Here is a 24,012-nt window from a genome sequence, read left to right as displayed (position 1 = left end):
GCCGCGGGCCAGGTCGGCCATGCTGCGGACGAAGACGCGGCTGGCATCGTCCTCGTGCAGGCTGCGCACGAAGCTGCCGTCGATCTTGATGAAGTCGACGGTGAGATGCTTGAGGTAGTGCAGCGAGGAGAAGCCCACGCCGAAGTCGTCGAGGGCAAAGCGGCAGCCGATCTCGCGCAGTGATTCCAGAAACAGTTCCGCACGTTCCAGGTGCCCCACGGCAGCGGTCTCGGTGACTTCGAAGATGAGGTCGCGGGGATCGGCGCCATGTGCCTCGATGGTGTCATGGATGTAGTCGATGATTTCGGGGCTGTCGAAATGGACACCCGAGAGATTGATGGCCAGGGCAAGGGAGTGCCCGCCGCGGGCGCTTTCCGCCTGTTGCCGTATGGCCGCGCGCAGCACCCAGCGGTCGATGTCGCGGATCATGCCGAAACGCTCGGCGATGCCCAGAAAACGTTCGGGTTCGATCAGTCCCCCGGAGGCATCCCGCATGCGCAGCAGGACCTCGTAGTGGCTGGCGCGGCCGCTGGCCAGCTCGACAATGGGCTGGTAGTGGAGCACGAAGCCGTCGTTGTCCAGGGCCTCGCGTATGCGTGATTCCCAGTGGAGCTTGGCCTGCATGCGGTCGCGGGTCTGGTCGCGGGCGTCGAACACATAGTAGCGGTTGCGTCCCTGTTCCTTGGCGGCATACATGGCCGTGTCGGCCATGGCCAGCAGCTGGTTGGGATCGGTGCCCTGGTCCGGGAACAACACGATGCCGATGCTGGCGCCCACGGTGGTGCTGTGGCTGCCGAAGCTGACCAGATTCTCTCCCAGCGCGCGCAGCAGTCCCTCGGCGACCTGCGTGGCCGCCTCGCGGTCGCAGCGCGGCAGGATCACCCCGAATTCGTCGCCTCCCAGACGGCCGAGTATGTCGGTCTCGCGCAGGCTGCGTTGCAGACAACGCGCCACACGGACGAGACATTCGTCGCCATAACCATGCCCGAAGGTGTCGTTTATGTACTTGAACTGGTCGAGGTCGATGAACAGCAGCGCCCCGGCCTCGCCGTAGCGGCGCGCCCAGGCGATGTGGTGCTCCAGTTCCTCCTGGAAGCGCCGCCGGTTGATGAGATCGGTGAGCGGGTCATGTTCGGCAAGATAAAGGATGTGGGCCTGGGCGGACTTCTGTTCGCTGACATCGATCAACAGGCCACGCAGGTGACATGTCTCTCCGTCGCGCTCGACGCGGCCGATGGCGCGCAGCCAGATGGGCTCGTCGTCGGCGCGGAAGACGCGAAACTCCAGGTTGAAGGGTTCCGGGTTTCGGCACAGGGCGTGGAGCTGGGTGGCCAGCCGGTCGCTGTCGTCGGGGTGCAGCCGGCCGAACAGGAAGCCGGGCCTGAGCCAGTCCTCGCGCGACACGCCCAGCAGGCTTTCGGCCTCGCCGCTGACGTAGTCGAAATCCAGTCCCTCCCCGCTGGCCTCCCAGATCACGGCATGTATGCCATTGACCAGGGTGTCGAGCCGTTCGGTCTCCTGTTCCAGCAGCCGGTGCTCGGCGCGCAGTTCGTCCAGGGTGGCCTGGAGCTGGTCGGCCATGGCATTGAAGGCGCGTGCGACGTCGCCGATCTCGTCGCGGCTGTCGAGATCGATGCGATGCTCGATCCGCCCCTCGCGCAAGGCATGCGCGCCCTGTTCCAGCTTGCGCAGGCTGCGGGTGAGCATCAGAGCCAGGGCGACGGTGGCGAGGATGCTGAGCAGGATCTCGGCGAGTGCAATGAGGGTATTCTGCAGCCGCGTCTCGCGGGTGATGGCCTGCACCTCGGCCAGCGATATGCCGAGGTGCAGGGTACCCAGCCGCTGGCCGGTGAGCGCGATCGGCTGCTCGACGTCGAACACCCCGTCCATGGTGGCGCTGGCGTAGTCGGCGTCCGGGGTGAAATGCGTCGGTGGGGCGCCCATCACGGCCATGCGCCGCCCCTTGCGGTCCAGTACCTCGGCATAGACCAGGTTACGGCTGTCGGCGATGAGGTTCAGTGCGTCCTGCAGACTGGCGCGGTCGTGAAAGGCGAGCCCGGGAGCGAGGAGATTGCCCAGCAGTCGGGCCTCCTCCTGCACGGTGCGTTCGAGGATGGCGCCGTGCGAGCTGCTGATGAGGCGCACACTGTTTCCCACCAGCAGCGACAGCATCAGGGCCTCGATGAGCACGATGCCGAGGATCAGGCGTGTCGACAGGCGCAGACGCATCCTCCGGTTCCTCCTGGGGGCGTCGTGCCCGCATCAACTCTTGTTGACGCGCCGAGCGCTCGCGCTATTCCCTGGCGGGCGGGACGGGGTCCTGCCTTCCGGTCAACGGGTGAAGAACTGCTTGCGGAACTTGACCGTGAGCGGTTCGTCGCTGCCTTCGGGGACGACCTCCACGGTGAAGGTGAGGGTTTCCTCGTTGTTCACCGCGAACTCGGCGATGGAATAGATGGCGTTGCCCTCCTGAATTTCCCGGAAATCGAGCCTGTGCTGCTTGCCGGTGAGGCTCATGGAGTGGCCGCTGATCTTCGCGTGCACCGGCTGGCCGGTGGCACCCAGCACCTTTTTCAGGACCACCACGTTGAGCATGCCCCGGTTCTTGGAGCGCTTGATGCCGTACTCCTGTGCCACCTGGGGCGAGAGCATGTCGGTGTTGATGGCGTTGTAGTGGACCACGTACTCGCCGAAGTCCTGCACGTTTTCGGCGCTGGCGAGGCCGGCGACCGCGGCCAGCAGCAGGCCAGCCGCCCAGGCCAGGAGGTTCTTCTTCTGGATCATGCCGTTGCTCCTCTGGTTGTTTCTTCTTCGAGTATAGACCAGGGAACAGCATGGGGACGGCCGGCGGCCGCCTCAAGGTGGCGTGGCTTGGGGGTCAGACGGCCTCGGCGATGTCGCTGTCGGCGGACCCGTTGCCGGGCAGGGGCCTGGAGAGCACCTCGCGCAACTGGCGGATGCGTGCCAGATCCTCGGCCACCGCCTTGCGCTGGGCCTCGAGCTCGGCGATCTTGCTCTCCAGCGTGTCGCGGGATTCATTGATGCGGCGCAGGGTGTCGAGGCGCTTTTCCATGACCCGCTTGTGGTCCTTGATCTGCTGGACCAGCGGATTCATGACCTCCTTGAGCCAGGCATCGGCATCCTGGTTGGCGCGGAAGAAGATGCTGCGGGCCTGCGCCACCAGCGAGATGAAGAACTTCCTGATGACGAAGCTCTGCTCGGTCATGGTGGTGATGGGGCTGTTGCGGAACATCTCCGCGTCCTGTGCCAGCTGGTGCAGGTCCATGTTGTAGCTGTCCACCGAGAACACCTTGGGGGTGATGGCCGGCAGGCCGTGCTCTTCGTGGAACTTGCGGTAGGTGGCGCGGATCAGCTGGCGGGTCTCGTCGGCCGCCTGGGAGACCTGGTCCATGGTGTCCTTGGCGCCCTCGAAGAAGGTCTGCATGCCGCGCTTGAGACCGGCAGTGGTCCAGGCGCCCGTCATGTCCTTGCGGGTCTGCTCGATCAGGCGGTCGAAGGCCTCCAGGCTGAGGGCATCGAGCATGGTGCGGGCCTGGCTGGCAAGCACCCGGCGGCTGGACTGGAAGGACTCGACGTTGCGCAGGTAGGCCGCCTGTTCCTCGCGTGACTTCTGCATCAGGTGCTGGATCACGTCGGCATTCTTGCCGCGCAGGGAGCGCAGGTTCTCCAGCTCGCGCTGGGTCTGGCCGAGGCGGTTTTCGAGTACCCTTTCGAATTCGTTCTGCAGGCCGCCGATGTTCTGGATGATGTGGTCGCGCAGCACGTTGAGCTTGTTGGGCATCACCTGCTCGGACAGGAAGCGCTCCAGCCGCGGCAGGCGGCTGCGACCGAGCAGGGCGTCATCGTCGCGCACCTTGGCGACCAGGCCCTTCTGCGCCGACACCGGGAACACCTGCTCGCGGGACACGTGCAGCATCTCGGCCACCTTGCCGGCCTGGCTTTCGATGCTGGCCTCCACCGAGGCATCGTCCTTGAGGTCATCCCAGAGGGTGTCGATCTTGTTCAGCGCGATCAGCAGGTGACGCTTGTGGGTCTGCTGGTTGGCCGCGCCATGGACGTGGTGTTCCCACATCTCCAGATCGGAACGGGTGACGCCGGTGTCGGCGGCGAGCACGAACAGCACGGCCTGTGCCGAAGGCAGCATGCCGACGGTGAGTTCGGGTTCATTGCCCAGGGCGTTCAGTCCGGGCGTGTCCAGGATCACCAGCCCGCGCTTGAGCAGCGGGTGGGGGAAGCTGATCATGGCATGCCGCCACATAGGGATCTCGACCATCTGGGGATGCTGGCCGGTCTTCTTGAACTGCGGGTCCTGGTTCTCGTCGTAGAGTCCGAGGGCGCGGGCCACGGCCAGTGGCACCTGCTTGGTTCTGACCACCTCGCGCAAGGTCTCGGCCATCTGCTCGGGGTCGTCGACCTCCAGCGGCATCTTGACCCAGTGCACGGGCTCCTGCCGGTACTCGGCGAGGGACTTGTCCTCGCGACGGGTCTCGATGGGCAGCAGGCGGAGGTAGGACTGGTCGGCCTCGCGGTCATAGAACAACTCGCTGGGGCACATGGTGGTGCGGCCGGCATCGGAGGGCAGCAGGCGGCGGCCGTAGTTGGCAAAGAAGATGGCGTTGATGAGCTCGGTCTTGCCGCGCGAGAACTCCGCCACGAAGGCCAGGTTGATGCGGTCGCGTCGCAGCGCGTCCATGGTTTCGCAGATGCGCAGGGTGCTCTCGCCCTCGTCGAGTTCGTGGTCGTCGAGCCACTGCTGGAACTCGACGAGCGTGGCGAGCACATCCGACTTCCAGGCGTCATAGGCCGCCAGCCGCTTGCCGAACCGGTCTTCCGACATCTGTCGCCTTCCTGTTGATCCTCTGCTGCATGCACTGCCCCGCCGATCCCGCGGACCGGCGGCTCCCTTGCCTCCCCTAGCGACCGGGGGCATGAAAACTTGAACCGAAAAAACAGGTGCTTGGGGCCGCCGGGTCGCGCCTGTGACGGGGCTCACGCCGGCGGCAGCGAAACGCCCGGCGGGCAGCGCTCGGGACGGGTCACCCGCACCCGCTTGTGGCGCCCGCTGCTGCCGCGCTCGAGCGCGACGCGGGACACCGGCACAGCGCAGGCCTCGGCGAGGAAGCGCAGCAGGGCGACATTGGCCTTGCCCTCGACCGGCGGGGCCTGGATGCGCAGCTTCAGCCGGTCGCCGTGGAGGCCGGCAAATCCGGATCTCCGCGCCCCGGGCTGGACGTGCAGTTCCAGCACCAGATCCTCGCCGACCCAGCGATAGCCCTTGCCCACGGCTTCAGGATAGCAAAGAAAACAATGGAAGAATCAGCATCTTGAGTACCTGCAGGGCGAGCAGGGCCAGAAGCGGGGAAAGGTCGATGCCGGAGACGGGCGGCAGCAGCCGCCGCGCCGGGCGCAGGATGGGCTCGTTGAGGGCGTGCAGCAGGCTGTTCACCGGATGGTGGCCATGCGGATTCACCCAGCTCAGTACCACCTGGATGAGAATGGAGAAGATGAATACGTTGAAGGCCAGCCCCACCAGCTCCTGCAGGCTCACCAGCAGCAGGACGATCGGGTTCAGCGGCAGGCCGCGGATCAGCAGGATCAGTGCCACGCTGGCCATCTGCACCAGCAGCATCAGCACGACGGTTGCGGTGTCGATGCGCCCGATCGGGGGTATGACCCGGCGCAGCGGCAACAGCGGCGGGTTGGTGATGCGGACAAGGAACTGGCTGATGGAGTTGTAGAAGTCGGCGCCCACCCAGGCGAACAGGAAGCGCAGCATGATCGCCAGCACATACAGCCCGAACAGGGTGGCGATGATGAATTCCAGTGGATTGGTCAGATAGCCCGCACCCATGAATCAGTCCCTTCCCAGTTGTTCGGCCAGTTCCCGCGAGCGGTCGCGCGCGGCCTGCAGCGCGGCCGCCACCAGCTCGCGGAAGCCGCCCGATTCGAAGACGGCCAGCGCGCGCTCGGTGGTGCCCCCGGGCGAGGTCACCCGCCGGCGCAGTTCGGCCGGTTCTTCCTCGGCCTCCAGCGCCATCTTGGCGGCGCCGAAGGCCGTCTGCAGCGTCAGCAGCCGCGCCGCCTCGGCCTCCAGCCCCAGTTCCTCGCCGGCGGCGGCCATGGCCTCCATCAGCAGGAAAAAATAGGCCGGGCCGCTGCCGGACAGGGCGGTGAACGCGTCCATCAGTGCCTCGTCGTCCAGCCACAGGGTCAGGCCGACGGCGCGCAGGATGGACTCGGCCAGCTCGCGCTGGGCCTCGCTTGTCGCGGCGGTGGCGAACAGGGCCGTGGCCCCGCTCTGGACCAGCGCCGGCGTGTTGGGCATGCAGCGCACCAGCGGCAGCTCGGCGCCCAGCCAGCGCGCCAGGTCCCCGGTGCGGATGCCGGCGGCGATGCTGATGACCAGCGGCCGGTCCGGTGTCAGATCGGGGCCCAGGGCGCGGGCCACTGCCCCCATGACCTGCGGCTTCACCGCCAGCACTACCACGCCCGCGCCCCGGCAGGCCCTGGCATTGTCGGCCTCGGTGGTCACGCCGAAGCGCTGTGCCAGGGCCTGGAGGCGTGCGGGGTCGGGGTCCGCGACCCGGATGCGGTCGGCGGGGTAGCCGTCGGCGATCAGGCCGCCGATGAGGCTGGCAGCCATGTTGCCGCCGCCGATGAAACACAGCTCGGGCTGGTCCATGAACAGGCCTTTTGCGGTGGCTGGGGGAATGCCGGCTATTCTCCCGATTCGTTGGCGAAAGGGCAATTGCGGTTCCGGTGGGGTTCAGCGATCCGGTCGCGGGCCGAAGATGCCGGTGCCGATGCGCAGCAGGGTGCTGCCCTCGGCGATGGCGGCCTCGATGTCGCCGGACATGCCCATGGACAGGGTGTCCAGCGCCAGTCCCTCTGCCTGCAGCGCTTCCTGGAGTTCGCGCAGCCGGGCGAAGGCGCGGCGCTGCTCGCCGAAGTCGTGCGTCCGGGCAGGCAGGGTCATGAGCCCGCGAAGGCGCAGCCCGGGCAGTTCGGCCACGGCATGGGCAAGCTCGGCGGTCGCGGCCGGCGCGCAGCCGGACTTGGTGGTCTCGCCCGAGACATTGACCTGGACGCAGATATTGAGCGGGCGCAGGCCCGCCGGGCGTTGCTCGCTCAGGCGCCGGGCGAGCTTGATACGGTCGATGCCGTGCACCCAGTCGAAGCGTTCGGCGATGCGGCGGGTCTTGTTGGACTGCAGCGGACCGATGAAATGCCACTCCAGGCCCAGGCTGGCCAGCGCCTCCTGCTTGGCCAGGGCCTCGCTCAGGTAGGATTCGCCGAAGCGCTGCTGCCCGGCCGCCGCCGCGGCCTGGATGTCGCTCACCGGAAAGCGCTTGGACACGGCCAGAATGGCGACGCCGGCCGGGTCGCGGCTGTATTGCAGGCACCACTCGCGCACGTCCTCGCGCAGGGCCGCGAGGCGCGTTTGGATCTGTTGTTGACGCTGTTCGCTCATGGCCGGACTATACTTTCAAATCAATCGGTTCAATAATGAATCCGCGCGCGGTTGCCGCGGTCAAGGGATCGTCGCCGCGGACGATACAGGGAGAGGGACAGGGCCGGGCGTCGCCGGCCCGCGCAACAGTCTATCAGGGGAACCGAATGGATATCGCAGAACTGCTCGCCTTTGGTGTCAAGAACAACGCCTCCGACCTCCACCTCTCCGCCGGCCTCCCGCCCATGATCCGCGTCGATGGCGACATCCGCCGCATCAACGTGCCGGCGCTGGACCACAAGCAGGTGCATGCGCTGGTCTACGACATCATGAACGACAAGCAGCGCAAGGATTACGAGGAGTTCCTGGAGACCGACTTCTCGTTCGAGATTCCAAGTCTTGCCCGCTTCCGTGTCAATGCCTTCAACCACAACCGCGGCGCCGGTGCCGTGTTCCGCACCATCCCGTCCAAGGTGCTCACCCTGGAGGAGCTGGGCGCGCCCGCGGTGTTCAAGGAAATCGCCGACCAGCCACGCGGCATCGTGCTGGTCACCGGCCCCACCGGCTCGGGCAAGTCGACCACGCTGGCGGCAATGATGAACCATGTCAACGAGACCCGTTTCGAGCACATCCTCACCATCGAGGATCCGATCGAGTTCGTGCACGAATCCAAGAAGTGTCTGGTCAACCAGCGCGAGGTACATCGCGACACCCTGGGCTTTGCCGAGGCCCTGCGCTCGGCGCTGCGCGAGGACCCGGACATCATCCTGGTCGGTGAAATGCGCGACCTGGAGACCATCCGCCTGGCACTGACCGCGGCCGAGACCGGCCACCTGGTGTTCGGCACCCTGCACACCAGCTCCGCGGCCAAGACCATCGACCGCATCATCGACGTGTTCCCGGCGGCGGAGAAGTCGATGGTGCGTTCCATGCTGTCGGAGTCGCTGCGCGCGGTCATCTCCCAGACCCTGCTCAAGAAGACCGGCGGCGGCCGGATCGCGGCGCACGAGATCATGATCGGCACGCCGGCCATCCGCAACCTGATCCGCGAGGACAAGGTGGCCCAGATGTACTCGGCCATCCAGACCGGCCAGGCGGTGGGCATGCAGACGCTGGACCAGAACCTTCAGGACCTGGTACAGAAGGGACTGGTCAGCCGCGTCGACGCCCGCTCCAAGGCTGCCAACAAGGAACTGTTCCGCTAAGAGGTCCGCCGCGGCGCTGGTCGCGAGGGAGGGGTCGCAATCATGGATCTGCAAGAGCTGCTCAGGCTGGTGGTGGAGAAGAAGGCGTCCGACCTGTTCATCACCGCGGGGATGCCGCCCAGCATCAAGGTCAACGGCAAGATCAGGGCGGTATCGCAGGACCCCTTCTCGCCGGAGGATGCGCGGGAAATGGTCTACAGCGCCATGACGCCCACCCAGCGGGAGGCGTTCGACCAGACTCACGAATGCAACTTTGCCATCAGCGCCTCGGGGCTGGGGCGCTTCCGGGTATCGGCCTTCTATCAGCGCAACCATGCCGGCATGGTGCTGCGCCGCATCGAGACCCGCATTCCCACCATCGAGTCCCTGCACCTGCCGCCCATCATCAAGAACCTGGCCATGACCAAGCGTGGTCTGGTGATCTTTGTCGGTGCCACCGGCACCGGCAAGTCCACCTCGCTGGCCAGCATGATCGGCTATCGCAACCAGAACGGGGAGGGGCATATCGTCACGCTGGAGGATCCCATCGAGTTCATCCACCAGCATGGCAGTTGCATCATCACCCAGCGCGAGGTGGGGCTGGATACCGAGTCCTACGAGGTCGGTCTCAAGAACACCCTGCGCCAGGCGCCGGACGTCATCCTGATCGGCGAGATCCGTACCCGTGAGACCATGGACTATGCCATCGCCTTTGCCGAGACCGGCCACCTGTGCCTGTCCACCCTGCATGCCAACAATGCCAACCAGGCGCTGGACCGCATCATCAACTTCTTCCCGGAGGACCGGCGCAGTCAGTTGCTGATGGACCTGTCGCTGAACCTCAAGGCCATCGTCGCCCAGCAGCTGATACCGACGAGGGATGGCCGTGGCCGGCGTGCGGCGGTGGAGGTACTGATCAACACCCCGCTGGCCGCCGAGTACATCCGCAACGGCGAGATTCACAAGCTCAAGGATCTGATGCGGCGTTCCAACCAGCAGGGCATGAAGACCTTCGACCAGGCCCTGTACGAGCTGTACAAGGCCGGCGAGATCAGCCACGAGGATGCGCTGCATCACGCCGATTCGCCCAACGAGGTGCGATTGATGATCAAGCTCGACGAGGAAGACCCCTCTCAGCTCGCCGACGCCATCGAGGGCCTGGCCCTGCAGGACCCGAGCGATCAATACAAGGTCGCTTCGCGCAAGGCTCCGAAATAGGCGTTCAGCCGAACACGGCGCGGGCGTCGAACACGGGACCGTCCACGCACACCCGCTTCATCGCCGGTCCTTCCGGCGTGTTCACCGGCACGGTGCAGCCGGCGCAGCCACCCACCGCGCAGGCCATGAACGCCTCCAGCGACACCTGGCAGGGCAGTTTGTATTCGGCGGCCAGCCGGGCGGTGGCCTCCAGCATCGGGTGCGGGCCGCAGGCGAAGATCTCCACTTCCGCGCGATGGCGGTCGTCCAGTGCGGCCAGCCAGGCGCGGGCCAGCTCGGTCATGTAGCCCTCGAAACAGCCCGGATAGCCCTTGAGGCTGGCCAGCCGGCTGGGGATGCCCCAGTCCTCCATCAGCGGCATGGCCGCGATGACCCCATCGGGCATGCCCGGCACGCGCAGGGTGGAGGGGCGGGCATGGAAGGGGAAGGGGACTTCCGAGCCCATGATCACGAAGGGACGGAATCCGGTCGCGCGCCGCAGGCGGTCGGCCAGAAAGACCATGGGCGGGATGCCCACGCCACCGCCGAGCAACAGCGTCCGCGGCCGCTCCGGGTCGGGGCGGAAGGGGTTGCCGATCGGGCCCAGCAGGCTGATCGACTCGCCCGGCCGGCACTCGGACAGCAGCCGGGTACCCTCGCCGACCACCTTGTAGAGGAATTCCACCCAGCCGGCCTCGGGGTCTGTACGCATGATCGACAGCGGCCGGCGCATCGGACGCTCCGGGCTCACCCGCAGATGGGCGAAGCTGCCGGGTTCCGCTCGTGCCGCACAGCGCGGCGCCGCCACCCGCAGGATCCACTGCCCCGCCGGATGCGGCTGGTGATCGAGAATGGGCGCATCCTCGACATGGATGGTGCCGCGATGGTCGGGGTGGCTGAAGGTCATGCGGGGTATCCGGTTGGCGAGCGGGCATTATAACGCAGGGAAAGCGCGCGGCGCGGTCGCCCCCGCAAGGGCGGCGAGTCAGCGCCCGGGGTCGCCCGTGGCCGAGTGCACCAGCCGGCCCTCGACCAGGGTGTAGCGTGCCCGTCCACGCAGTTCCCAGCCGATCAGCGGGGTGTTCTTGCCCGCACTGAGCAGGGTCTTCTCGTCGACTTGCCACGGGATATCGGGTTCCAGCACCGCCACGTCCGCGACGCCGCCCTCCACCAGCCGGCCGATTCCCAGGCCCTCAAGGCCGAGTACGCGCGCCGGGCCGGCGGTGAGGCGCTCGATCAGGTCGGCGAGATCGAGCAGGCCTTCGTCGACCAGCTTCAGGCCCAGCCCCGGCAGGGTGTCGATGCCGGAGATGCCCGGCTCGGTGGCAGGGAAGGGATCGATCTTGGCGTCGGCCTCGTGCGGCTGGTGATCGGAACACAGGGCGTCAATGGCGCCGCGGGCCAGCCCGGCGCGCAGGCCCTCGCGGTCGCGCTGGGTGCGGAAGGGTGGATGCACGTGGTAGCGGCTGTCGAAGTCGGCCAGGTCCAGTTCGGTGAAGAACAGGTAGGGCGCGGCGACGTCGGCGGTGACGGGCAGGCCGTCGTAGCGGGCGCGGGCGATCATCTGTACCGCGCGGGCCGTGGACAGGCGGCAGAAGTGGGCACGCACGCCGGTCTGTTCGATCAGGGCCAGATCACGCGCGACCGCTGCGGTTTCGGCGGCTGCCGGTATGCCGGGCAGGCCCAGCCGGGTGGCCACCGCGCCCTCGTGGGCGCAGCCGCCGGTCGCCAGCCAGTGATCCTCGGGATGCAGGAACACGGTGAGGTCGAAGGTGGCCGCATACTCCAGCGCGCGGCGCTGGACCAGCGTGTTGGACAGGGGGTGGAACAGGTTGGTCACGCCGCAGCAGCCGGCGTCGCGCAGCGCGGCCATTTCGCTCAGCTGTTCGCCGCCCAGCCCCTGGGTGAGGGCGCCGATGCAGACCACGCGGGCCTGGGCCGCGGCATCCGCGCGGCGGCGAATCAGCTCGGCGACCGCCGGTGTGTCCAGTACCGGCTGGGTGTCGGGCGGCACGCACAGGGTGGTGATGCCGGCGGCGGCGGCTGCGCGGGTCTCGCTCTCGATGGTCGCCTTGTGCTCCAGTCCGGGCTCGCGCAGGCGCGCGGCCATGTCCACCAGCCCGGGGGTGACCAGGCAGCCGCCGGCGTCCAGTACCCGGTCGGCGCGGAAGCCGTCCGGCGTCCGGCCGATGCCGACGATGCGGCCGTCGGCGATGTGGAGCGCTGCTTCCTGGTCCAGCCGGCCGGCAGGATCGAACAGCCGGCCGCCGTGGATGGAGATGCGGTCGCTGCTCACTGTGGTACCTCCCGTGCCGGTTCGGCAGGTTGCCGGCCCATGGCCAGCGACATCACCGCCATGCGCACGGCGATGCCATGAGTGACCTGATCCAGGATCACCGAATGCACCCCGTCGGCGACCCGCGATTCCATTTCCACGCCGCGATTGATGGGGCCGGGGTGCATCACGGTGACATCGGGCCGTGCCAGTGCCAGGCGCTGCTCGGTGAGGCCGAACAGCCGGAAATATTCATGCTCGCTGGGCAGCAGCGCGCCCTGCATGCGTTCGCGCTGCAGCCGCAGCATGATGATCACGTCGGCATCGCGGATGCCGTCCTCCAGCCGGTGATGTACCTGCACACCGAGGCTCTCGGCCTCGGCCGGGATCAGGGTGCGCGGCGCGACGATGCGCACCTCGCCGGTGTTGAGCAGGTTCAGGGCGTGGATCTGCGAGCGGGCCACGCGCGAATGCAGGATGTCGCCGACGATGGCCACCCGCAGGCGGCCGAAGTCCGGGCCCTTGGCGCGGCGGATGGTGAACATGTCCAGCATGGCCTGGGTGGGGTGGGCATGGCGGCCGTCGCCGGCATTGAGCACGCTCACGTGCGGGGCCACGTGGCGGGCGATGAAATGGGCGGCGCCGGAGTCGGCATGGCGCACCACGAACATGTCCACGTGCATGGCCTCCAGGTTGCGCAGGGTATCGAGCAGGGTCTCGCCCTTGACCGCCGAGGAGGCATTGACGTTGATGTTGAGCACGTCGGCGGACAGGCGCTTGGCGGCCAGTTCAAAGGTGGTGCGGGTGCGGGTGCTGGCCTCGAAAAAGAGATTGACAATGGTCTTGCCGCGCAGCAGCGGCACTTTCTTCACCTGTTGTTCCGCGACCCCGGAAAAGGACTCGGCGGTATCCAGGATCTCGGTCAGGATCTGGCGGTTCAGGCCCTCGATGGTGAGGAAGTGGCGCAGTCGGCCCTGGTCGTCGAGCTGCAGGTTGCGACTCATGGCTGTGTCTGGACCTCCAGCAGCAGCGGCTCGGGCCCGGTGAGCTTGACGTGCTCCTGCGCCCGCAGCTCCATGTGGCGGCCGACCACGTTGGCCTCGATGGGCAGCTCGCGGCCGCTGCGCTCGACCAGTACCGCGAGCAGGATGGAGGCCGGGCGGCCGTAGTCGAAGATCTCGTTCATGGCGGCGCGTATGGTGCGCCCGGTGTGCAGCACGTCATCGACCAGGACGATGTGGCGGTCGTCCACCGAGAACGGCAGTTCCGAGGGGCGGACCTGCGGATTCATGCCGATGCGGGTGAAGTCGTCGCGGTAGAAGGAGATGTCCAGGCTGCCGAGCGGCTGTGGGACACCCAGGATGCGGTGCAGGCGCTCGGCGACCCAGACGCCGCCGGTGTGGATGCCGACCATGGCGTAGTCGTCCAGCCCGCGTTCGGCGAGCAGCGCGCGCAGGTCGGCGGCCATCTTGTCGATGAGGATGGTGACCTCGTTGCTGTCAGTCATGCGGCGGGTTTCCTTCGTCGGGTCGGGCCAGCCAGTCGCCCAGAATGAGTGCAGCCGCCTCGGCATCGATATCGCGGCCGCGCGCCCCGCCCGCCTCGGCGGCGGCGGAGCTGAGTCGTTCGTCCTGAAGATGCACGGGCAGATGATACCTGCCGGCGAGGCGTCTGGCGAAACGCCGCGCGGCCTCGCAGGTCTCGCCCTCGGAACCGTCGGCCAGCAGCGGCAGGCCGACGACCAGGGCGTCCGGCTGCCACTGCTCGAGCAGGGCGCCGATGGCAGCCCAGTCGGGGGCCCCGTCGCGACAATCGAGGGTGACCAGCGGGCGCGCGGTGCCGGTGACCGCCTGGCCCACCGCCACCCCGATGCGACGGGTACCGAAATCGAAGCCGAGCAGGGTGCGGGGCGGGTGCGCCGCCGGGTCAGGCATGCCCGGTGTCGCCCGAGATGAGGTTCACATCAACCCCGATCAGCCGGGCCGCGGCCTCCCAGCGGTCCTTGACCGGCGTCTCGAACAGGATGGTGGGGTCGGCCGGACCGGACAGCCAGGCGTTGTCGGCCATCTCCTGCTCCAGCTGGCCGGCGCCCCAGCCGGCGTAGCCGAGCGCGATCAGGGCGCGATAGGGGCCGTGACCGGCGGCCATGGCCTCGAGGATGTCCTGGGACGCGGTGAGTCCGATGTCCTCGGTCACCCTGAGCGTGGCCTCCCAGTCGCCCAGCGGCTGGTGCAGCACGAAGCCGCGCTCGGGCTGCACCGGGCCACCCTGGAACACCGGCAGGTCGGGGACGTCGGGCGTGCGGGCCTCGATGTGCATGTGGGCGAAGATATCGCCCAGGCTCATGTCGGTGAGCCGGTTGACCACGATGCCCATGGCACCTTCCTCGTCGTGTTCACAGATGTAGGTGACGGTGTGAAAGAAGTTCGGGTCCGCCAGCGTGGGCATGGCGATGAGGAAGTGGTTGCGCAGCGACTGGCCCGGGTCCATGGCGCCTAGCCCGAAAGTTGCACGAAGCTGCCGGATGGATGTGCGTCTGGCGTGTTCGAGCGTGCCGCTTTGGAGCGAGAAGCGTAGCTTTCGCTACGGTTCGAGTGACAAAATCGCCGGGAGCGATTTTGAACAAGGGCGCCTCGCGCCCTTGGCCCCGGAGGGGTGGAGGGCAGGATGCCCAGAATAAAAGCGGTGCGATCGGGCGCGCCAGACGTGCAGACGCCGGCAGAGCGGTCTGGCAACAAGCTGCTGCCTGCTGATATACGAAAGACGTTCTTTGTACCCATGAGCCTGTTTCCAGTTCCCAGCGGCTTCGTGCAACTTTCGGGCTAGTATCCGGCAAGCGGGCGGACGGCCGCAAGCCCGGGCATTGCGGGTTCAGCGGCGGGTGGACAGGCCGCTGCTGAGGAATTCCCAGGTGCGGGTGATGTGCAGGATGTCGGTATCCCGGCGAATGTCGTCGGGCAGCGGCGGGAAAGGTGCGGCCAGGCGCACGATGTTGATGGCGGCATCGTCCAGCACCTTGTGTCCGGAGGGACGCAGGACGGTGATGCTGTGGATGCTGCCGTCTGGATTGAGCGCCACGTCAAGCAGCAGGCTGCCGCTGAGGCCGCGGCGGCGGGCCTCGTCGGGGTAGTTGAGGTTGCCGACCCGTTCCACCTTGTTCACCCAGTCGTTCATATAGTTGGCGTACTTGAACTCGCGGGTGGCCGCGGAGATGAAGGTCTGGCGCGGACGCTCGGCATAGGCCTGCATGGACTGGCGGATCTGTTCGTCGAGGGTGACCAGCTCCATGCTGCGTTCGATCAGTTCCGCCGCGGTCGGCGTGGGCCTGGCGGGCGCGGTGTTCAGGTCGGCAACCTCGATCCGGGTGTCCGATCGGGTCCGGGTGAGCACTTCCGGCTCGGGCGGTGCCGGTTCCGGCGGCGGTGCGTTGCGGACGCGGGCCTCCTGGGCCATCTGCGCCTCGACCCGCTCGCGGGTGTTGCCCGCACCGCTCTGGCTGTGGGCGGCCAGGTATTCGGCCTGGTCGGGCGTCTCGGTATTGGTGCGGGGCACGAGTGCGATGTCGAGCGTCGGCACCGGCGGATTGCGCTTGCCATCCTCCGGTTCGAAGGCCACGCCGAGGATGATGAGGGCGTGCAGCGCCAGCGCCAGCAACAGGCTGACGACGAGGGCCTCGTTGTTCTCCTGGTAGAGGGTCATCCGGGTTCGGCTTCCTGGCGTTCGTACCTCATGATAGCCCCGACGGCTTCATTGCGCGCGCGGCGTCTCATCGAGGGCTTCGACGATGCTCGGCGGCGGAGGTTCCGCGAACCGCACCCGGGCCGCCATGGCCGGGGTCAGGTGGGCGCGGCCCTCGGCGTCGATCAGCAGCACGGCCTCGATGCCCATGCGGCGGGCGATGCGCCGCCAGTCGCGGGGGCCGGCCACGAACAGGGCCGTGGCGGCGGCGTCGGCGACGGCCGCCGAGCGGTGCAGCACGGTGACGGACTGGCTGCCGGTGGCCGGCCAGCCGGTGCGTGGGTCGATGATGTGGTGATAGCGCCGGCCGTCGATCTCGAAACCACGCTCGTAGTCGCCGGAGGTGAACACGCTCTCGTCGCCGCTGACCTCGATCATGCCCAGCACCCGGTCGGCGCGCGGGTGGCGGATGCCGATGCGCCAGGGACGGTCGCCGTGACGGCCGATGGCGCGCAGGTCGCCGCCGGCATTGACCACCGCATGCGCGGCACCCTCGCGGCGCAGCGCCTCGATGACCTCGTCCAGGGTATAGCCCTTGGCGAAGCCGCCGAAGTCGAGCTGGACCGCGGGGTTGCGGCTGCGCACCCGCTCGCCGTCGAGTTCCAGGTCGGTCATGCGGGGATCGGCGGCCACCAGCTCGCGGATGGCGTCGGGGTCCGGCAGCTTCGGCTCGAACGCCTCGTTGTGAAATCCCCAGAGGGCGATCAGCCGGCCGATGGCGGGATTGAACAGGTGTTCGCTCTGTACCGACAGGCGGATGGCGGGCGCCATCAGTGGGGTCAGCACGGGGTCCAGCGGCACCCAGTCGCCGGAGGGCAGGGCGCGGTTCAGCCGCACCAGCGGGCTTTCCTCCCAGGCATGCCACTGCCGGTGGCGTTCGGCGAAATCGGCCTCGACGGCATCGAACAGGGCCTCGGCCCGTTCCGCCGGCAGCCCGGCCAGGCTGACCGAGACCAGGGTGCCCATGGCGAAGAAGTCGCGTCGCGCCACCTGTGGCTCGGGTGCTGTGCAGGCACCCAGCAGCAGGGCGAGGATGAGCAGGGCGCCGGTGGCGGTCTCAGCGCGCATCGAGTCCCGCCGCGATGCGGTCCATCAGGTCACCGGCGATGTCCAGGCCATAGATGCGGTCGAGTTCGCGGATGCAGGTGGGGCTGGTGACGTTGATCTCGGTCAGCCAGTCGCCGATCACGTCCAGACCCGCGAACAGCACCCCGCGCCGGCGCAGCTCGGGGCCGACCTGCTCGGCGATCCAGCGGTCTCGCGCCGAGAGCGGCACGCCCTCGCCGCGGCCGCCGGCGGCCAGATTGCCGCGGGTCTCGCCCGGCGCCGGGATGCGGGCCAGGGCATAGGGCACGGGTTCGCCATCGACCAGCAGAATGCGCTTGTCGCCGGCAGTGATCTCGGGGATGAAGGCCTGGGCCATGGTATAGCGGCGGCCGTGGTCGGTGAGGGTCTCGATGATGACACTGACGTTCGGGTCCTCGCGCCCGACGCGGAAGATCGAGGCGCCGCCCATGCCATACAGCGGCTTGAGGATGATGTCGCCCTGTTCGTCGAGAAAGGCACGCAGGTCGGTGGCGTTGCGGCTGACGAGGGTCGGCGGGCAGCAGTGCTCGAACCAGGCGGTGAACAGCTTTTCGTTGATGTCGCGCAGGCTGGCCGGCCGGTTGACCACCCGCACGCCCTCGGCCTCGGCGCGTTCGAGGATGTAGGTGGTGGCCATGTACTCCATGTCCACCGGCGGGTCCTTGCGCATCAGGATCACGTCCAGGTGGTCCAGCGGGGTCAGCGCGGGTTCGCCCAGTTCATGCCAGTGGTGCGGGTCGTCGCGAACCGTCAGCGGGCACAGGTGGGCGTAGGCGCGGCCGCCGCGCAGGAACAGGTCGCCCTGTTCCATGTAGCCCAGCCGCCAGCCGCGTCGCTGCGCCGCCAGCAGCATGGCGAAGCTGCTGTCCTTGTGGATCTTGATGTGCCCGATGGGGTCCATCAGGATGCCGAGTCGCAGGGTCATGGGCAGGGTCCGGTGGGTTGGGGTTCGGGGGTCAGGAGTCAGAAATCAGAATCCGGGGATTGGACCTGGCAGGAAAATACTGCATTACACTTTTCGCCTCACGCCTCAATGCTCCGCCAACTCGCGGGCCGCGGCCAGCAGTGCGAGGCGGGCGATGACGCCGTAGGCGTAGAAGCGGTTGGGCTCCGCATCGGGTTCGCGGCTGCGGTCGGGGGTGTTGCAGGGTTCGACGAAGGCCAGCGGCTCGAAGTGCATGCCCGGCGCGTTGAGGTTCTCGTTCGGGCCGCGGTCGGTGTGCACCCGGTAGAAGCCGCCGACCACGAAGTGATCGATCATGTACACCACCGGCTCCGCCACGGCCTCGTCCTCGCCGATAGTCTCGAAAGTGTACACGCCTTCCTGCAGCAGCACGCGGGATACGGTGGTGCCACCCTTCATCGAGGCCATCTTGGTACGTTGCTTGCGATTGAGGGTCAGCACGTCCTCGGCGCTGGTGAGCGTGAGAATGCCCATGCCGTAGGTGCCGGCGTCCGCCTTCATGACCACGAAGGGCGGTTTGTCGATGCCGTACTCGTCATACTTTTTCTGGATGTCCTCGAGCAGGCTGCGGACGTTTTTCTCCAGGCAGGCCTCGCCCTCGCGCTTCTTGAAATCCAGCTTGCCGCAGTTGCGAAACAGCGGATTGATGCACCAGGGATCGATGTCGATCAGGCGCGCGAATTCGGTCGCGACCTCGTGATAGTGACCGAAATGAGCCGATTTCAGGCGATTCGACCAGCCAAGTCCCGGTGGCGGCGTAATCGGCTGCTCGATGTCCTTGAGGATGGCGGGTGTGCCGCCCATCAGGTCGTTGTTCAGCAGGACGACGCAGGGATCGAAACCGTCCAGGCGCACCCGCCGGCCCTCGCGGATGACGGGTTCCAGGCGCACCTGCCTCCCGGAAGGCAGGTCGATGACCTCGAGCCCGTCAAGATCGGGGCGCAGCGACCCGATTCGCACCCGGTACCCGGCCCTGTCGACGATATCGCGCAGGGTCGCCAGGCTCTCCATATAAAAGAGGTTGCGGGTGTGGTCCTCGGGGATGATCAGAACGTTGGCCGCAGTCTTGCATGTCTGCTCCAGCTTGGTCTGCATGGCCTGGATGCACAGAGGCAGAAAGCCGGGACTGAGATTGTTGAAACCCGCCGGGAACAGGTTGGTATCAACCGGGGCGAGCTTGAAGCCGCTGTTGCGCAGATCCACCGAGCAGTACACCGGGGCCGGCGTCTTCAGCCACTCCTGGCGCAGCCAGCTCTCGATCCGGCTCTGGTTTTCGAGCAGCAGGGTCTCGAGGGTCTGCAGCGGACCGGTGAGGGCCGTGGTGAGATGGGGAACGGCGGCGAGCGCTTGGGTCGGCATAAAGTTTGGACTGCGGTGACCGTTAACAGGGGTACGACAGGAGCGGTAATAGTAAAGGAATTCCGCTGCTTGGGGTATCGATCCGACTGCACGACGGGCGTAGCGCGGGCCGGTTGCACGGCACATGCGCCTGGGGCAGGGAAACCGCAGGTAATGGATTTACAAGAAGTTTTGTGCTAACTGTTAGCCGCTGAGCCCGGAACAACGGGGTCAAGGGAACAAACAGGGAACGAATCCATTGGGGGACACCGTGGAAACCGCCGTAAAACAGGACACACTCGAGGGACTCCGCGTGATGGTCATCGATGACAGCAAGACCATCCGCCGCACCGCAGAAACGCTTCTGAAAAAGGCCGGCTGCGACGTGGTTACCGCTACCGATGGCTTCGAGGCACTCGCCAAGATCGCCGATCACAAGCCGGATATCATCTTCGTCGACATCATGATGCCGCGTCTCGACGGCTATCAGACCTGCGCCCTGATCAAGCACAACCAGGTTTTCCGCAACACGCCGGTGATCATGCTTTCGAGCAAGGACGGCCTGTTCGACCGCGCACGCGGGCGCATCGTCGGCTCTGAACAATATCTCACCAAGCCGTTTTCCAAGGAGGAACTGCTCGGTGCCATTCGCGAACACGTGCATCGCGATTAAAGGCACCGGGCCGGCGGGCGTCCGCCCGTCTCGGCGTCTGTTGGTCGATACGCTTAAATTTTCCGCAGTTGCGGGCGATACATGGTGGCAGGGCATGTCCGGATGTGGCGGCCCGGGCTGGATGACTCAAGGAGGCTACACATGGCTCGAATTCTGATTGTCGATGATTCTCCAACGGAAATGCATGTGCTGAAGAGCATGCTGGAGAAGAACGGGCATGAAATCATTACCGCCAGCAGCGGCGAGGAAGGCGTGGAAACCGCCAAGGCCGAGAAGCCCGACCTGGTCCTGATGGATGTGGTCATGCCCGGCCTGAACGGATTCCAGGCCACTCGCCAACTCACCAAGAACGCCGACACGGCCGATATCCCGGTGATCATCTGCACCACCAAGGATCAGGAAACCGACCGCGTCTGGGGCATGCGCCAGGGCGCGAAGGACTACATCACCAAGCCGGTCCAGGAAGCCGATCTGCTCGGCAAGATCCAGGCGGCACTGGGCGCCTGAGAAGGCATCGCGGGCAACAGGGACTGCATGACATGAATCAGGCAAGCAACCCGGTCGAGATCCTGCGCGAGCTGGAAGCCTTGTGTCGTCGCAATGCGCATCCACTGCCCAGCCAGGTCGAGATCAAGGAGGACTGGGTCGGCATCGGTTTCCGGCTCGGCGAACACCGGCTGGTGGCGCCGCTGGGCGAGGTGGTGGAAATCCTCACCTATCCCGGCCTGTCTAAGGTGCCGGGTGCACGCGACTGGGTGCGGGGGATCGCCAACGTCCGTGGCAACCTGTTGCCCATCATGGATCTGGGTGGCTACCTGCATGGGCGCAACACGGTATCCGGGCGCCGTTCCCGGGTGCTGGTCATCAATCACAAGGGCGTCTTCTCGGGGCTGATCGTGGACGAGGTGCTGGGTTTGAAGCACTTTCTGCCCGAGGAAGCCACCGATGAGCTGCCCACAGAGGATCCGGCGCTGAGGCCGTATCTGGAAAGCAGTTTTCGTTCGGGGGATGAGCTCTGGGGTGTGTTCAGCATGCATCGGCTTGCCGAGACACCGCAGTTCCTGCAGGCAGCCGTGTAGGCCACGGTCTGCACGCACTGTCGCATTTGGGGAAGTGAAAGGGTCAGGAGACTAGTAATGAGCACAGCAAACGCATCGTCCAAACAGGGCGCCGGCAAGCGACTGGGTTACCTCATCGGTGGCCTGGTGATCTCGCTGATCGCGACCTTCGGCATCCTGTGGTACGTCAATCAGGAGGCGGCCTACGACAAGGAGCGGATCGGCTATACCAGCGAGCAGCAGGTGCTCTCGCAGCGGATCGCCAAGTACGCGCTCAATGCCGCCGACGGCAGCGAAGATGCCTTTGACCAGGTGGTCCGGTATCGCGATCGTTTCAGCGAGACACTTGGCTATCTGAGAAACGGCAACGTGGCCACCGGCCTTCCGCCCATCGAAGAGGAGGACCTTGGCCATGAGGAGCTGGTCAAGGTCGAGCAGACCTGGGCGAAATTCGCCGGCCAGGTCGATGCTGTGCTCGCCGGCAAGGAAGTGGTGATGTTCTCCAAGGAGGCCGTCGCGGCCATCCAGGATCACATGGCACGCTTGCAGGAGAATGACGAGGCGGTCGTGGATATCCTGGTCAAGACCGGAGCCAGCCGTGACGTGATTCGGCGTGCCAGCCGCCAGCTCATGCTGGCCCAGCGTATCGCCGCCAACGTCGGCAACGTGCTCACCGGTCGTGCATCCGAGGCGGATGCCGAGGCCTTCGCCGACGACGTCGAAGAGTACGGCACGGTGATGGAAGGCATGGTCCGTGGCAACAGCGTCATGCCGATGATCGAGAACGAGGAGGTTCAGGCCAAGCTGTTCGATGGCTCCATGCTGTTCAAGGTCGTGAGCGACTATGTGGAAGAGATGCTGGACAGCAGCGAGGAGCTGCTGGCGGTGCAGCATGCGGCCAGCGAGGCGGCCGGCCTGTCGGATGAACTGTTCGCGGCCAGCCTGCAGCTGCAGAATGCCCTGGCGCTGGCGCCCCAGCAGCGGCTGGTGCAGGAAGCCCACGCCTATGGCTTCGGCGCCATTGCCCTGATCTTCCTGATCATGCTGGGCTGGACCCTGAAGTCCGACGCCGATCGCCGCAGCCGGCTCGCGGAAGAGGCCAACAAGAAGAACCAGGAGGCCATCCTGCGACTGCTCGACGAAATGGGTAATCTGGCCGATGGCGACCTGACCCGGTACGCGACGGTAACCGAGGACTTTACCGGTGCCATTGCGGACTCCATCAACTTCACCATCGACGCCCTGCGTGACGTGGTCACCACCATCAACACCACGTCTGAGCAGGTGAGTGGCGCTGCCGAGCAGACCCGGAAGACCGCCATGAACCTCGCTGACGCGAGTGAGCACCAGGCGCAGGAGATCACCTCGGCGGTAACCGCCATCAACGAGATGGCCATTTCCATCAACGAGGTGTCCGAGAACTCCAAGGAAACGGCGGATCTGGCACAGAAATCGGTGGAAATCGCCAACAAGGGCGGCAAGACGGTGCGCCGCACCATCGAGGGCATGGATGCCATCCGCGAACACATCCAGGAGACTTCCAAGCGCATCAAGCGCCTCGGCGAAAGCTCGCAGGAGATCGGCGACATCGTGGAACTCATCAACGATATCGCCGAGCAGACCAACATTCTGGCCCTGAACGCCGCCATCCAGGCGGCCATGGCCGGCGAGGCCGGCCGCGGCTTCGCGGTGGTGGCGGACGAAGTGCAGCGACTGGCCGAGCGTTCCTCGAACGCGACCAAGCAGATCGAGGCCCTGGTGAAGACCATCCAGACCGATACCAACGAGGCGGTGATCTCCATGGAGCAGAGCACCGCCGGTGTGGTCAATGGTGCGCGTCTGGCCGAGGATGCGGGCGAGGCGCTGGAAGAGATCGTGAGTGTGTCCACGCACCTTGCGGAACTGATCGAGAATATCTCCAGTTCCGCGGCACAGCAGTCCAAGGCGGCAGCCAACATCACCCAGACCATGAACGTCATTCAGGAAATCACCACGCAGACCAATGCCGGCACCAACGAGACGGCGGCCTCCATCGGCAACCTGACGGAACTGGCCAACGATCTGCGCAAGTCGGTGGCCGGCTTCAAGCTGCCTGAGTGAGTGACACGGACGACAGGATGATGACGGCCATGCCGGCCACTGCAGCCATACCCGCCCCCCCGGAAAACCGGTTGCCGGAGCTGGACCAGGACCAGCTCCGGCGCTGGAACCGGCTGCTGGAATCCCGCATCGGCATCCGCGTCCCGGAAGAGAGGCAGTCCTTTCTCGCTTCCGGGCTGCGCAGGCGCATGCAGGAGATCGGCTGCCACGATCCGCAGGGCTATTACGACCTGCTCGCGCGCGGCAAGGGCGGTCTGGCCGAGTGGTCCATCCTGGTCGACCGGCTGACGGTACACGAGACCAGCTTCTTCCGGCACGAGCCATCCTTCGCGCTGATCGGCGAGCAGCTGTTGCCCGCATTTCTTGCGGAAGCCGGTGAAGGCGACTGCTTCCAGGCATGGAGCGTTGGCTGTGCGACGGGCGAGGAACCCTATTCGCTGGCCATGCTCTGCGATGCGGCCTTTGCCCGGGCGGCCTCGCCGGCCCGCTTCGCCATCTGGGCGACCGATGTCAGCCTGCCGGCGCTGGCGCAGGCCCGCTGCGGTCGCTACCCGCTGCGTCGCCTGGGAGGCATTCCGCAGGGCTACCGGCATTATCTTCGCTGCGATGCGCAGGGCTTCGAGGTGCTTTCGGAGGTGCGCAGCCGAGTGTGCTTCACGCCGCAGAACCTGGCTGACCTTGCGGAGTGCCCCTGGCAGGGTCTGGATCTCGTCTACTGTCAGAATGTCCTGATCTATTTCGATCGTCCGCGGCGCGCGGAGATTCTTGCACAGCTCGCAGAGCGGCTGCGCCCGGGGGGTGTGCTGCTGCTGGGACCCGGGGACATGCCGCTGTGGCGCCATCCGCAGATGGAACGAATCCGCTACGAGGGCACGCTGGCCTACCGGCGCCTGCCGGCGGTCGGTGATGCAAAGGGACTAGGATGAAC

At 66.5% G+C, this 24,012-nt stretch carries 24 protein-coding genes; 7 read left to right on the top strand and 17 right to left on the bottom strand.

What is annotated here, in order from left to right:
- The 7 genes from MVF76_RS03000 to MVF76_RS02970 all read right to left on the bottom strand — a co-directional run.
- Window positions 1–2,229: bifunctional diguanylate cyclase/phosphodiesterase (locus MVF76_RS03000; protein ID WP_297527305.1), on the bottom strand; the 2,229-nt coding region annotated here is incomplete at its 3' end.
- 102 nt (window positions 2,230–2,331) lie between these two features.
- Complete coding sequence (locus tag MVF76_RS02995; RefSeq protein ID WP_297527304.1) at window positions 2,332–2,784, bottom strand: DUF4426 domain-containing protein; 453 nt, start codon at window positions 2,782–2,784, stop codon at window positions 2,332–2,334.
- Window positions 2,785–2,878: 94 nt separating this feature from the next.
- The gene (locus tag MVF76_RS02990; protein ID WP_297527303.1) at window positions 2,879–4,858 is read right to left on the bottom strand and encodes a dynamin family protein; all 1,980 of its coding nucleotides are present in this window, start codon (window positions 4,856–4,858) and stop codon (window positions 2,879–2,881) included.
- A gap of 152 nt (window positions 4,859–5,010) precedes the next feature.
- Complete coding sequence (locus MVF76_RS02985) at window positions 5,011–5,304, bottom strand: DUF167 family protein (protein ID WP_297527302.1); 294 nt, start codon at window positions 5,302–5,304, stop codon at window positions 5,011–5,013.
- Between the two features lie 4 nt (window positions 5,305–5,308).
- Window positions 5,309–5,872 carry a YggT family protein gene (locus MVF76_RS02980; protein ID WP_297527301.1) on the bottom strand — a complete coding sequence of 188 codons (564 nt, stop codon included), beginning with the start codon at window positions 5,870–5,872 and terminating at the stop codon, window positions 5,309–5,311.
- Between the two features lie 3 nt (window positions 5,873–5,875).
- Window positions 5,876–6,703 (bottom strand): pyrroline-5-carboxylate reductase, encoded by an 828-nt coding sequence (proC, locus tag MVF76_RS02975; protein WP_297527300.1) that lies wholly within the window; start codon window positions 6,701–6,703, stop codon window positions 5,876–5,878.
- An 84-nt stretch (window positions 6,704–6,787) separates the two neighbouring features.
- The gene (locus MVF76_RS02970; RefSeq protein WP_297527299.1) at window positions 6,788–7,492 is read right to left on the bottom strand and encodes a YggS family pyridoxal phosphate-dependent enzyme; all 705 of its coding nucleotides are present in this window, start codon (window positions 7,490–7,492) and stop codon (window positions 6,788–6,790) included.
- A 146-nt stretch (window positions 7,493–7,638) separates the two neighbouring features.
- Between MVF76_RS02970 and MVF76_RS02965 the strand changes: the two genes are divergently transcribed.
- Window positions 7,639–8,676 carry a type IV pilus twitching motility protein PilT gene (locus MVF76_RS02965; RefSeq protein WP_297527298.1) on the top strand — a complete coding sequence of 346 codons (1,038 nt, stop codon included), beginning with the start codon at window positions 7,639–7,641 and terminating at the stop codon, window positions 8,674–8,676.
- A gap of 42 nt (window positions 8,677–8,718) precedes the next feature.
- Window positions 8,719–9,873, top strand: a complete 1,155-nt coding sequence (locus MVF76_RS02960; RefSeq protein ID WP_297527297.1) for a PilT/PilU family type 4a pilus ATPase — start codon at window positions 8,719–8,721, stop codon at window positions 9,871–9,873.
- A gap of 4 nt (window positions 9,874–9,877) precedes the next feature.
- Here the strand turns inward: MVF76_RS02960 and MVF76_RS02955 are convergent, their stop codons facing one another.
- The 10 genes from MVF76_RS02955 to gshA all read right to left on the bottom strand — a co-directional run bounded on the left by MVF76_RS02955 (window position 9,878) and on the right by gshA (window position 19,274).
- Window positions 9,878–10,759, bottom strand: coding sequence for a dihydroorotate dehydrogenase electron transfer subunit (locus MVF76_RS02955; RefSeq protein ID WP_297527296.1), 882 nt, complete (start codon window positions 10,757–10,759; stop codon window positions 9,878–9,880).
- Between the two features lie 78 nt (window positions 10,760–10,837).
- A complete protein-coding gene (locus tag MVF76_RS02950; protein ID WP_297527295.1) occupies window positions 10,838–12,148 on the bottom strand; it encodes a dihydroorotase in 1,311 nt (436 codons plus the stop codon).
- Window positions 12,145–13,131, bottom strand: coding sequence for an aspartate carbamoyltransferase catalytic subunit (locus MVF76_RS02945; protein WP_297527294.1), 987 nt, complete (start codon window positions 13,129–13,131; stop codon window positions 12,145–12,147). Before MVF76_RS02945 ends, MVF76_RS02950 begins: the two co-directional genes overlap by 4 nt.
- Window positions 13,128–13,634, bottom strand: coding sequence for a bifunctional pyr operon transcriptional regulator/uracil phosphoribosyltransferase PyrR (gene pyrR / locus MVF76_RS02940; RefSeq protein ID WP_297527293.1), 507 nt, complete (start codon window positions 13,632–13,634; stop codon window positions 13,128–13,130). The genes MVF76_RS02945 and pyrR overlap by 4 nt, the downstream gene beginning before the upstream one ends.
- Window positions 13,627–14,061, bottom strand: a complete 435-nt coding sequence (ruvX, locus tag MVF76_RS02935; RefSeq protein ID WP_297527292.1) for a Holliday junction resolvase RuvX — start codon at window positions 14,059–14,061, stop codon at window positions 13,627–13,629. Before ruvX ends, pyrR begins: the two co-directional genes overlap by 8 nt.
- The gene (locus tag MVF76_RS02930) at window positions 14,054–14,617 is read right to left on the bottom strand and encodes a YqgE/AlgH family protein (RefSeq protein ID WP_297527291.1); all 564 of its coding nucleotides are present in this window, start codon (window positions 14,615–14,617) and stop codon (window positions 14,054–14,056) included. Before MVF76_RS02930 ends, ruvX begins: the two co-directional genes overlap by 8 nt.
- Before the next feature lie 381 nt (window positions 14,618–14,998).
- Complete coding sequence (locus MVF76_RS02925; RefSeq protein ID WP_297527290.1) at window positions 14,999–15,826, bottom strand: energy transducer TonB; 828 nt, start codon at window positions 15,824–15,826, stop codon at window positions 14,999–15,001.
- Window positions 15,827–15,874: 48 nt separating this feature from the next.
- Window positions 15,875–16,933 (bottom strand): FAD:protein FMN transferase, encoded by a 1,059-nt coding sequence (locus tag MVF76_RS02920; protein ID WP_297527289.1) that lies wholly within the window; start codon window positions 16,931–16,933, stop codon window positions 15,875–15,877.
- Window positions 16,923–17,876, bottom strand: a complete 954-nt coding sequence (gene gshB / locus MVF76_RS02915; protein ID WP_297527288.1) for a glutathione synthase — start codon at window positions 17,874–17,876, stop codon at window positions 16,923–16,925. Before gshB ends, MVF76_RS02920 begins: the two co-directional genes overlap by 11 nt.
- Window positions 17,877–17,981: 105 nt before the next feature.
- Window positions 17,982–19,274 (bottom strand): glutamate--cysteine ligase, encoded by a 1,293-nt coding sequence (gene gshA / locus MVF76_RS02910; protein WP_297527287.1) that lies wholly within the window; start codon window positions 19,272–19,274, stop codon window positions 17,982–17,984.
- Window positions 19,275–19,569: 295 nt separating this feature from the next.
- On the opposite strand from gshA, the gene MVF76_RS02905 reads away from it, so the two are divergent.
- The 5 genes from MVF76_RS02905 to MVF76_RS02885 all read left to right on the top strand — a co-directional run bounded on the left by MVF76_RS02905 (window position 19,570) and on the right by MVF76_RS02885 (window position 24,010).
- Window positions 19,570–19,926: a response regulator gene (locus MVF76_RS02905; protein ID WP_297527307.1), complete on the top strand. Its 357-nt coding sequence runs from the start codon at window positions 19,570–19,572 to the stop codon at window positions 19,924–19,926.
- A gap of 141 nt (window positions 19,927–20,067) precedes the next feature.
- On the top strand, window positions 20,068–20,433 hold the full coding sequence (pilH, locus tag MVF76_RS02900; protein ID WP_297527286.1) for a twitching motility response regulator PilH: 366 nt from the start codon (window positions 20,068–20,070) through the stop codon (window positions 20,431–20,433).
- A 32-nt stretch (window positions 20,434–20,465) separates the two neighbouring features.
- A complete protein-coding gene (locus MVF76_RS02895) occupies window positions 20,466–21,005 on the top strand; it encodes a chemotaxis protein CheW (RefSeq protein WP_297527285.1) in 540 nt (179 codons plus the stop codon).
- A gap of 57 nt (window positions 21,006–21,062) precedes the next feature.
- Window positions 21,063–23,084, top strand: a complete 2,022-nt coding sequence (locus tag MVF76_RS02890) for a methyl-accepting chemotaxis protein (protein ID WP_297527284.1) — start codon at window positions 21,063–21,065, stop codon at window positions 23,082–23,084.
- A gap of 29 nt (window positions 23,085–23,113) precedes the next feature.
- Window positions 23,114–24,010 (top strand): CheR family methyltransferase, encoded by an 897-nt coding sequence (locus MVF76_RS02885; RefSeq protein ID WP_297527283.1) that lies wholly within the window; start codon window positions 23,114–23,116, stop codon window positions 24,008–24,010.
- The last annotated feature ends 2 nt before the right edge of the window (window positions 24,011–24,012 follow it).

Origin of the sequence: Thiohalobacter sp., from assembly GCF_027000115.1 — a bacterium.
Classification (GTDB): Bacteria; Pseudomonadota; Gammaproteobacteria; order Thiohalobacterales; family Thiohalobacteraceae; genus JALTON01.
Note: the sequence above shows the minus strand (reverse complement) of the source record. Positions and strands in the feature narration are given on the sequence as shown.